The organism is Streptomyces sp. DH12 (assembly GCF_020873895.1).
Taxonomy (GTDB): domain Bacteria; phylum Actinomycetota; class Actinomycetes; order Streptomycetales; family Streptomycetaceae; genus Streptomyces.
The window spans coordinates 43,933-53,819 of sequence record NZ_JAHWGT010000045.1 but is presented as its reverse complement, the minus strand read 5'-3'; the positions used below and the strand labels follow the sequence as shown (position 1 = coordinate 53,819).

The following is a 9,887-nucleotide window of genomic DNA, read 5'->3' as shown; positions in this document are numbered from 1 at the left end:
CTGGGGCCCTACAGGGGCTAGGGCCGTCCCTGTAGGTGGTGCGTCCCTGGCCAGGGACTGAGTCCCTACCGCGTTTGTGCAGGTCACAGCAGGAGTGAGACCGGGGGAGGGACTGAAGGGACCCAACCTGCTAGTTATGAGCGCAGCATGAGCAAGAGGGTTTCCCGTGCGCGCTCATACGCGCGCACGGGCGTAGACGGAAACCGTGAGATGGAGTCCCTTCAGTCCCTGATGCACGTAGCACCGTGCCTGTGACCTGCTGCTTTGCTCGGAGGGACCGAAAGAAAGGGGCTCTCCTACCGTGGGCAGGCCCAGCCCCGTAGCCGCGGCTGCTGCCCTCTGGAAGCCCGGCGGCCGGCTACGAGGCTGCCCGGGGCGGCGCCTCCTCCCTCTATTGGGTGATGGTGATGGATCGCTGCACCCGCTACTCTGAAATCCGGTGCCGAGACGTGAGCCCCCCAAGCCGCGAGGCCCCATCTCAAGCGTTTTTGCCGCTGGCCATGTCGACGAATCTGCTGTAGTGGCCCTGGAAGGCCACGGTGATCGTTGCCGTCGGCCCGTTGCGGTGCTTGGCAAGGATCATGTCGGCTTCGCCGGCGCGCGGCGATTCCTTCTCGTAGGCGTCTTCTCGGTGCAGCAAGATCACCATGTCGGCATCCTGCTCGATGGAACCGGACTCACGCAGGTCGGAGATCTGCGGCTTCTTCTCGGTGCGTTGCTCGGGCCCGCGGTTGAGTTGGGACAGTGCGATGATCGGAATCTCTAGTTCCTTGGCCAGTAGCTTGAGGTTGCGGGACATGTCGGAGACCTCCTGCTGTCGGTTCTCTGGCCGTCGGCTACCGCCCGACTGCATCAGCTGGAGATAGTCGATGACCAGCAGCTTCAGGCCGTCCTTGGACTGCTTGATGCGTCGGGCCCGGCTGCGGATCTCCATGAGGGACAGGTTGGGGGAGTCGTCCACGATCAGTGGTGCTTCTTCGATGGCCGGTGTCCGGTTGGCCATGCGGAGCATGTCGTCGTCGGAGACCGTGCCGGCGCGGATGTGGTGCAGGGCCACCCGGCATTCGGCGCTGTAGAGGCGCATGGCGATCTCGTTGCGGCCCATCTCCAGGGAGAAGAAGGCCGAGGTCATGCCGTACTTGATCGAGACGTTCCGGGCGATGTCCAGGGCCAGGGTGGACTTGCCCATGGCGGGACGGGCGCCGATCACGATGAGCTGGCCGGGCTGGAGGCCGTTGGTCAGCGCGTCGAGGTCGGCGAAGCCGGTCAGGAGCCCGGTGGCCTTCTTGATGCCCTTCTGTCGGGCGTCAAGATCATCCCAGAAGCCCTGGATGTCTTCCTTGACGAAGGCGTAGCTGGTGGTGTCCTTCTGGCCCGCCAGAGCGTCCTGGATTTCGGCTTCCACCGCGTTTTGTACGTCGTCGAGCTCCCCTTCGCCGGAGTAGCCCAGTTGCGTGATCCGCGTCCCGGCCTGGATCAAGCGGCGCAGGACCGCGTGCTCGTGGACGATCTCTGCGTAGTAGGCGGCGTTCGCCGCGGTCGGCACGGCCTGGACCAGGGTGTGGAGGTAGGACGCGCCGCCGATCTTGACGATCTCGCCGCGCTTGGTGAGCTCCGCCCCGACGGTGATGGGGTCGACGGGCTCGTTGTTGGAGTGCAGGTACCAGATGGCGTCCTGGATCGTTTCGTGGTGCGGGCGGTAGTAGTCGCGCCGCTGCATGGGGGAGTCGATGACCTCTTCGATCGCGTCCCTGCTCAGCAGCTGTCCGCCGAGCACGGCCGTCTCCGCCTCCATGCTGTACGGCGGGACTCGCTCGAAGCCGTCGTTCTGGGGCCGGCGGGGGCCGGAAGCGTCGTCAGCGGGCAGGGCCGGTGAGACGATGGACATGTGAATCTCCTTCAGGGGGTTCGCAGCTGCGGCGGCCGGTTCTTGACGGGAGTGGCCGCCGCAGCCATAGGGCATAGGAACGTCAGCGGGCGGACTGGCCGGAGCGGAGCCGGGCCAGCAGGCCAGCACCATCAACAGCAGCCGGTACGGACTGCTCGCGCCGGAGCCGCTCGCGCTCGTCGGCAGCGCACCGCAGACAGTCCTGGACCTCGAAGGCAGGGTGCCGTTCGCACGCGGTGGGGCTGGTCTTGCGGGCCGTCCTGGATACCGCCGGCGGGTGGAACTCGGCATGCCTGGCCAGGCTTGCGTAACCCATGCCGGGCAGTTGGCCGGCGAGCTGAGCTACGTGCTCCACTGGCCAGTCCAGAGCCAGCAGCTCAGCCGCTTCCCGCCGCAGCCGGTTCAGCACCGATCGCATGGGGCGCACCGGGCTCAGGGCGTCGATGTACGCGTTGAGCACCTGGTCGACGTCCGGCTGCCCGGACATCGAGGTCCGGGGCGCGGGAACCGACGAGTCCCGGGCTGGAGCGGCCTTCGGGGCCGTGTGCTGCGCAGCGCCGGTCTCTCTCCCGGACATCTGGCCCCCGCGGGCCGGGCGGCCGGAGGAGAGAGAAGTGGTCTTCTGAGGAGTGATCTTCTTATGTGCCCGATTCTCCGTACGCGGTTCCTCCGCCTGCGGAAAATCGCATGACGGTGCTGACCTGCGGCTTTGCTCCGACTCATCCGTCGTGCGATTTCCGCATGACGGTTGTGAGCTGGGACTTTGCGGCTCGTCGCCGCTTGCAGGAGCGGGGATGGAGACGACCAGGCCGTCGGGCATGTCGGTGATGTAGTACTCGGTCCGGCCCCACGAGCCCCGCTTCGCGTTCGGCTGTTCCTTGGTCGGGCCGTCGAGGCGCTCTTGCGCCCGGTAGAGGTACCCGTGCGCCTCCAGCTCATTGAGGCCGGTTCGCACGGCGGCGACCCCATCGGTGGAGCACGCGCAGATGGACTCGATGGAGAGGCCGTAGCCGTCACGGTGGGTGGTGATGAGACCGAAAATCCCCTTGGCCTTGAAGCTCATCCGCGGGTCGCGGAAGACGGCGTTGTGGATCTGGGTGAACTGCTGCTCGAAGACATCGGCGGCCATGGGACCGCGGCGGATGAAGCCGTTGCCGCTCATCGACCCACCCCCTCAGCGGTGAGGGGGCCGGCGGACAGGAGCGGAGTGGTGGAGAGAGCAAGGTGGAGCGGAAACTGCACGTGGCATTCCCCCTTCGGGCGAGCGAGGGGAGCCCCAGGTGCCGGATGCCACGCATCCTGGCCGGTCTTCGAGGAAGAGACCGGCTGATACGGCACATCCTTGGCGGCGGCCGGCGTGGTTGCACACGCCTGCTGGAGCGCCCCAGCGATTTGGGTTGGGTTCCATCACTGGTGGTGCGTCGACTCGGGCGAGAGTCCGTCGGTGGCCGTCCCTCCGCGAAAAGGGGCGGCCACGGTCATGTCAGAGGGAGTGGCCGGGCAGCCGGTCTGCACTGGCCGCGCCGGTGCCCCTTCGACGGATTGCTGCGGCGCAGACTGCTTGGTGGTGCGGTCGTGCCGCTGAAACCCGTACGCTGCTCAAGAGCGCACCTCCCCGTCGTCGAGTCAGGTGTGCGTCCGCTTTTCCGGGCGGCCACCCGGGTAGCGGACCGACAGGCCCCTCGTGGGCCTGTTGTGTTTTCCGGGAGGAATCCTCCTCCCTCAGTCGCCTATCCGACCACACGCACCGTAACGGGTGTGTCGCAGGGGTGACGACGGCATTCTCCGCAGGCCGGGCCCGGCCTGACAGCGGGTCAGCCCACGTCGAAGGAGACAGGGGCGGGATCGATGGGTTCCACCGGCCAGCGCGACGAGCCGTCGCGCCGCAGCTTCGTCGCGTACTCGATCCGTTCGCCGGGGATCACCGCGGCCGTGACCTCCACCGGCTGATTCGTTCGGCCGGAGATGCCGATGGTGAACTGCCGCCAGACCGGCAGCAGCCGCGAGATCTCAAGCAGCTGCGCCTCTTCGGCTGTCGGCCTGTCGGTCCGCACAACGCGCTCCCAGGACAGGGGCCCATGGCCGGCGGTCTGCTCGATCACGTCCAGGTAGCCGCCCGGGCGGGTGCTTGCCTCCGTCAGGGCCTCTACGGAGTCCAGCAGCTCCGGGTGGAGCCAGGTGTCAGCGAGTTGAAAGGGCGGTTCGTCCGGCGGCGACGAGACCCGGCGAAGCCGCAGAGCCTCCGTGCCGCGGGCAAGCCCGAACCGGTCGGCGATCTCATCCGGCATCGGCAGTCGGCCGACGTGCGGCCGTCCGTGCAGAAGCCAGGGCCCGGAGGTCGATGCCGCCACGGGGAAGACGTATCCGCTGTTCGTGCGTCGTACGACCTCCCGCACTGTGCGGCGTTCGACCGGCCGAAGCACGATGATGCCGGCCTTCTTCACCGTCCTGACCAGCCCCCTCAGTGCCAGCAGCTCGACGGCGCGGCTGATGGTCAGCCGCGACACTCCGAACTCCTCTGTCAGGTCGTCGAAGCTCGGCAGGGTGCTCCCCGGCGGGTAGTCCTTGCCCAGCCCGATGCGCGCTGACAGCTGGTCAGCGATCTCTTCACTCTTGGTCGCCACGTAGGCGTCTCCCTCTGCTTCTGCACACGTACGCGTGCCACATCTATACCGCACTTGTTCCCTCCCTCTCCGTGCGTTCATACTTTAAGTGTAGCACTGTCATTGCAAGCTGAGGATTAAACGCAGCACAGTTGACGTTCCGGCGGCAGTGTGGAAGATTAATGGCAGCACAGAACGGCGGTGCCGCTCCGTGTGACCTGGTCTCCGCTGCCCATACGCAGCGCGGCCCCAAGGCGTGTGGAAGACGCCGAGGGGCCGCTGACAGGGCCGTTCCAGCTCCCGGTAAGAGAAGAGGAAGACGACCCGTGAAGCACATCGTTGCAGGACAGAAGCCTGTTACAGCGGCCGAGTTCGCTGAGACCGCGCTCGGTGACTACTACGACGCCGGCGCCCACGCACTCCGCGACATCCGCGCGATGATCGAGGCCGAAGGCGACGAGATCGACCGTGCGAGCCTGCCGTACTACGACGAGCTGATCACCTCGCACGAGCAGGAGCGCGCGGAGCGCATGGGCTACTACAACGCCCTGGTGCGCAGGGCGCCGCTGCCCCGCCGCGAGCCGCGCCGCCCGCGCCGGATCCCCAACCACCAGCCCAAGAGCGAGCGCCGCCCGGCCGCGCCGGCCATCTCCACGCGCCCGGCCGCCCGCTTCGTGCTGCGGGGGCGGTCCGCGTGAAGAAGGCCACCCACTACGCCCAGCTCATCGACGGTCGCACGCGCATGTTCCTCGCCCGCCTGGACGAGCTGCACCCCGGCGTGCTGCTGCTGGTGATCCCGCTGTTCGTCGTCGTCGTGGGCGCCGCCGCGTTCGCCGTCGTCGTCATCGCGGTCGCCCTCACCCTCGCGGCCGCCGCGGGCGGCGTGATCCTGCTGGCCCGCTGGGCCATCAGCGCCGCCGCCGACTACTCCCACCGTTCCCGCGCTGCCGCTACCACCTGACGTGACCCGCAGCCCGTTGCCGCTGGACCCCGTCCCCCTGGCCGCCACCGGCCACCAGGACGCCGCTGACGCCCCCCTGACGGGGCGTACGCAGCGCTACCAGCTCCCCCACCCCGTCCGCTTCACCGGCCCGCCGCGCACCACGTAGGAGGTACCCGCCCCGATGACCACGACCCTTACCGATCCGCCCAGCACATCGTGGGCCGAGCAGGAGGCCAAGGCGGAAGCCATCCGCGTTCAGACGGCCGCCAAGGTGACCGCCGATGAGATCGCCGCCGAGATCGCCCGCGCTAAGGCCGCGCCGCAGATCGCCGCCGCCGAGGCGAAGGCCAAGGAGATCAAGCGGAAGGCGGAGGAGGAAGCAGAGGAGGCCCGCAAGGCGCGCGAGGCCAAGCTGGCGGCCGAGCAGGCCGAAGCCGAGCGGATCGCCCAGGCGGAAGCGTCGGCCCTGGCCTGGCGCAAGGCCGCCGCGGCCATCGCCGTGACGTGCGTGGTGGTCTCGCTCCCCATGCAGATCAGCTTCTTCTGGGACCCCGGGGCCCCGTGGCTGGGAGCAGTGCCGTTCGTCCTGGAGAGCATCGCCTTCGCGTTGCTGAAGGGCGCGGCGGCCGCCATCGACGAGGGCCGGCCCAGCTGGCACTACCGTCTCGGTGCCCTGGCCGTGGCCATCAACTCCGCAGCCATCAGCTACATCCACGGCGTCGAGGTCTACGGGCTCGCCACCGCTCTGGGCGCAGCGTTCTGTAGCGTGGCCGGACCGGCGGTATGGGACCTGCACGAGCACGGCCGGATCTCCAAGCGCGACGGCAAGGTGTCGTGGCGGGTACGTCGCGCCCAGCGCGCGGCCGAGCGTCGCAAGGCCAAGCAGCGCGAGGCCGAGCTGAAGGCGCAGCGCGCGGCCGAGAAGGCAGCCGAGGAGAAGGCGGCCGCGTACGAGCAGGCCGTGCTCGACGGCTACGCCGAGCGCCACCCGGAGGTATGGAGCCACGCCCGCGACCTCGCGGCAGCGCTGGGGCAGCCCGTGGTCACCCGCGAGGTGTGGGCACGTGCGTGGCGTGACGTGCACGGCACCGACGTCGGAGACACGAGCGAGTGGATGACGATGCGTGCAGCGGCCGAGGCGCGCGTAGCCGAGGCCGGCGGACACGCTTACGTGCACGCCACCTTCCCGCTGCTTGGCCCCTTCACCCGCATCAGCGACCGCCCGGCAAGTGCACCCGCCAAGGGCGGCGAAGTCTTCGACCAGGAGGCGCCGGCCGCACCTGCAACGAGCACCCCCGCCAGTAACAAAACCGCAGATCAGCCCTCTCGCGAGACCAGCCGGAACGAGCGCCGTTCCCGCCGTGCCGAGCGCACGCAGCAGGGCGGCGGCAGTGCGCGCCGCAAGCCGCTCGTACGTGCCGGCCAGCGTGGCCGGACCCGCCGCGAGCAGCTCACCGACGAGCAGCTCGACGAGAGGGTGGAGGCACTCGACCCCGACCAGCTCACCCTCTCCGCCCGCTACGTCGCACGTGCGGTCGGATGCGACCAGGCACGCGCGAAGGAGGCCCTCATCCGCGTCGGCCGGTACGCCGTCTGACGCACGGAGAGAGCACCACCGACGTGCACGTAGAAGTGCACGCCACACCACCAGAACCGGAGGACCCGCACCGTGAGTACGAGCACCGACCGCCACCTCCCCCTGACCCTGCCGCTGGCGCTCCCGGCCGGAACCGGCGTCTTCATCGTCGCCCTGAAGACGAGTCCGCTGAGCGACGCGGGCGTGCTCGCCCTGGCCGTGTTCCTTGTCGTCCTGTTCGCTCCTGGGCTGCTCAAGGCCGGAGCCAAGACGGCGGCCACGCTCGCCAAGCCCAGGAAGAAGAAGCCTTCCAAGGACAAGAAGTAGCGCACAAAAACGTCCGTTCTTGCATCCGGTGGCGGCGCTTGGCCGCGCCGCCACCGACTCACACGCACCCCTCTCCCGAAGGAGCCCCACGCATGAGCGACCACCTCCCCGACTGCCCGCAGAACCCCGACGACAAGCCGCTGGACGTCCGCCAGCTCTTCACCAGCCCCGACTCCCTGGCTGATGTCGAGCGTGAGGCCCGGGCCCGTGTGCAGGCGACTCGTGCCGGCCACGCCGACACCATCACCGGTACCGTCCGCCTGGCCCACGAGGTCGAGGACGAGGCCGGGATCGTCGAACTGCCCGTCGCCCGCCGGACCCTGCCCACCGCCCTGCTGGACCGCGAGGTCTGGCGTCACCGCATCGACGTCGTGGTGCACGCCGCCGGTTTCCACCTGGCCCGCTCGCCCCGGTACGCCTGGCGCCTGGGCCACCTGTCCGTCCTGGGGGCCTGGACCGAGTTCCGCACCGCGTGCGGTTACCTGCTGGCCACCGACTTCGGCCACATGATCGACGAGGCCAAGCGGCACAACTACGGCGAGGACCACGTCGCGCAGCTGCGCGCCGACCGGCGTAAGGAGGCCAAGGCCCGCCGCCGGGAGAACACCACCGTCCTCGGGATCACCGGCTTCACGACCTACACCACCGCCGTGATCGCGCTGGCCGAGGTGTGGGGGATGGGCATCGCCGCGCCGTTCCTCATCCCGGCCCTGGCTTTCCTGTACGCATGCGGAGTGCGCGAGCTCGGGCGCCGCACGGAGCCGTTCGAGATTTTCGAGCAGGCCGCGGCCGCCGAGGACGCCCCGCTGACCGACGCCACGATCAACTCCGTCCTGCACGAGCGGAAGATCTTCACCGACGAGAGCCACGCTATCCAGCTCGTCGGCCCCATCCGTGAGACCAATATCAACGCCTCCCTCGCGACGTTCAAGCTGCCGTCGGGCATCACCGCCCAGCGGCTGATCGCCAACAAGAACGCCATCGCCGAGGGCCTCAACGTCGAGCCCTCGTGGCTGGACATCGAGCAGGACGGCCACCCCAACCGGGTCAGCATGTGGATCGCCACCTCCGACCCGCTGGCCAAGGCCCGTGTGTCCCCGTTGGTGACCGCGCCCGAGCGTCAGGACGTCTACAACGAGGGCGTGATGATCGGCTTCACCCGGCGGGGCCGCACGTTCTACCTGCCGCTCAAGCACGTCATGGTCCTGATCGGCGGTATGTCCCGCACCGGTAAGGGCATGATCCTCCGCAACCTGATCTGCGGTCTGGGCCTGGACCCGCGGATCAACATCCGGCTCGCCGCCGGTGCGAAGCCGGGTGAGCACATCGGCTACGCCCCCGTGTGTGCCACGTTCTTCGGCCGCCGGCCGGATCGGGTGCTGGCCCTGCTTCAGGCCGAGCTCGCCGAGGCCTACCGGCGTGAGGCGTACCTGGAGGAGCAGGGCCGCGCCAAGATGAACGAGCGCGACCTGGAGCTGTTCCCCTGGGAGGTCGTGATCGTCGACGAGGCCCAGGAGCACACCAACGACGACGAGTACGGCGACGACATTGCCGAGACGCTGGAGAAGCTCTCGGGCTTCAGCGCAGCCCTCAACATGACCTTCGTCCTGGTCACCCAGGACCCCGACAAGAACACCGTGCCGCGCAAGTTCAAGTCCAATTCCGCTGTCCGCGTTGCCACAAAGACCGGTTCCCCGACCCAGACCAACGCGATTCTCAAAGAGGGGGCCGTGGGCGCGGGCATGCGGGCCCACGAGCTGTCCCGGGACATCCCCGGCGTGGCCATCGCCGACGTCGACGGACTCCTCGGAGAGCTCCTGCGCAGCTTCTTCATCGAGGACGATGCCTACGACGGCGCCGAGCCCATCATCCGGGCCGGCCACAAGCTGCGGACGGCCGAGGGCCGGGCACCGGGCCAGTTCTTCGACCCCATCGAGGCAATCCTGCTGGAGCGCACGGGGATGAGCTCGGTGGCCGGAGGGCCCGCCGGTCGGGGCAAGCCGGGGCGGCCCACGGCGGCGGCCGCGGCCCTGCACCGCAGCCTGCTGACCGACCTGCTGGACGTCTTCGAGGCCAAGGGCAACCCCGACCGGCTGCGGACGGTGGAGATCCTGACCGCGCTCGCTGCGGCCGACCCGGACACGTGGTCGGCCCAGGCTCTCGGCGTCGACGAAGACGACGAGAAGGGGTGGGCCAGCAGGGGCGGCACGAAGCTGAACAAGGACGTCGCCCAGGAGTTGGACGGCACCGGCCGCACCCTCGCCTCCAGGGAGTGGACCAAGGGCGGCCGAGGACGTGGCTACTTCCTCGCGGAAGTCCGCGCAGCCGCCGGTATTGCCCCGGAATGACCCCCGCGACGCGGCCCCGACGGGCCGCGTCGCCGCAGGTCAGCGGCGCGACGGCCCCGCGACGCGGCCCCCCGGGGGCGCGTCGCCGTCGCGCCCCCGCCACTCCCCATCCCGGGCCGTCGAGGGCCCTGACGAGGCACAACGCGGCCCGTCGCAGCTCCGTCGCACCTCGCAAACCATCAGATACCCGGCACTCAGGCAG

At 69.1% G+C, this 9,887-nt stretch carries 9 protein-coding genes; 6 read left to right on the top strand and 3 right to left on the bottom strand.

Translation table 11 applies throughout. The annotated features are described in order from the left end of the window. Positions 1–478: 478 nt before the first annotated feature. The 3 genes from dnaB to LPA54_RS29530 all read right to left on the bottom strand — a co-directional run bounded on the left by dnaB (position 479) and on the right by LPA54_RS29530 (position 4,512). Positions 479–1,795 (bottom strand): replicative DNA helicase, encoded by a 1,317-nt coding sequence (gene dnaB, locus LPA54_RS29540; protein WP_228983514.1) that lies wholly within the window; start codon positions 1,793–1,795, stop codon positions 479–481. 175 nt (positions 1,796–1,970) lie between these two features. Continuing rightward, complete coding sequence (locus LPA54_RS29535) at positions 1,971–3,050, bottom strand: helix-turn-helix domain-containing protein (RefSeq protein ID WP_228983513.1); 1,080 nt, start codon at positions 3,048–3,050, stop codon at positions 1,971–1,973. Positions 3,051–3,702: 652 nt separating this feature from the next. Continuing rightward, a complete protein-coding gene (locus LPA54_RS29530) occupies positions 3,703–4,512 on the bottom strand; it encodes a GntR family transcriptional regulator (protein WP_228983512.1) in 810 nt (269 codons plus the stop codon). Between the two features lie 305 nt (positions 4,513–4,817). On the opposite strand from LPA54_RS29530, the gene LPA54_RS29525 reads away from it, so the two are divergent. The 6 genes from LPA54_RS29525 to LPA54_RS29500 all read left to right on the top strand — a co-directional run bounded on the left by LPA54_RS29525 (position 4,818) and on the right by LPA54_RS29500 (position 9,685). Beyond that, the gene (locus LPA54_RS29525) at positions 4,818–5,189 is read left to right on the top strand and encodes a hypothetical protein (protein WP_228983511.1); all 372 of its coding nucleotides are present in this window, start codon (positions 4,818–4,820) and stop codon (positions 5,187–5,189) included. Beyond that, a complete protein-coding gene (locus LPA54_RS29520) occupies positions 5,186–5,452 on the top strand; it encodes a hypothetical protein (protein WP_228983510.1) in 267 nt (88 codons plus the stop codon). The genes LPA54_RS29525 and LPA54_RS29520 overlap by 4 nt, the downstream gene beginning before the upstream one ends. 1 nt (position 5,453) lies before the next feature. Continuing rightward, positions 5,454–5,600: a hypothetical protein gene (locus LPA54_RS29515; RefSeq protein ID WP_228983509.1), complete on the top strand. Its 147-nt coding sequence runs from the start codon at positions 5,454–5,456 to the stop codon at positions 5,598–5,600. Positions 5,601–5,615: 15 nt separating this feature from the next. Then, positions 5,616–7,031 (top strand): hypothetical protein, encoded by a 1,416-nt coding sequence (locus LPA54_RS29510; RefSeq protein ID WP_228983508.1) that lies wholly within the window; start codon positions 5,616–5,618, stop codon positions 7,029–7,031. Between the two features lie 72 nt (positions 7,032–7,103). Continuing rightward, entirely contained in the window at positions 7,104–7,337 is a 234-nt protein-coding gene (locus LPA54_RS29505; protein WP_228983506.1) for a hypothetical protein, read from the top strand. A 92-nt stretch (positions 7,338–7,429) separates the two neighbouring features. Then, the gene (locus LPA54_RS29500) at positions 7,430–9,685 is read left to right on the top strand and encodes a hypothetical protein (protein ID WP_228983504.1); all 2,256 of its coding nucleotides are present in this window, start codon (positions 7,430–7,432) and stop codon (positions 9,683–9,685) included. Positions 9,686–9,887 lie beyond the last annotated feature (202 nt).

Bases quoted from the DNA above. Each gene is read 5' to 3' on its own strand.
- LPA54_RS29510 (WP_228983508.1), top strand. From the start codon at position 5,616: ATGACCACGACCCTTACCGATCCGCCCAGCACATCGTGGGCCGAGCAG.
- LPA54_RS29500 (WP_228983504.1), top strand. From the start codon at position 7,430: ATGAGCGACCACCTCCCCGACTGCCCGCAGAACCCCGACGACAAGCCG.
- LPA54_RS29535 (WP_228983513.1), bottom strand. From the start codon at position 3,050: ATGAGCGGCAACGGCTTCATCCGCCGCGGTCCCATGGCCGCCGATGTC.
- dnaB (WP_228983514.1), bottom strand. From the start codon at position 1,795: ATGGAGGCGGAGACGGCCGTGCTCGGCGGACAGCTGCTGAGCAGGGAC.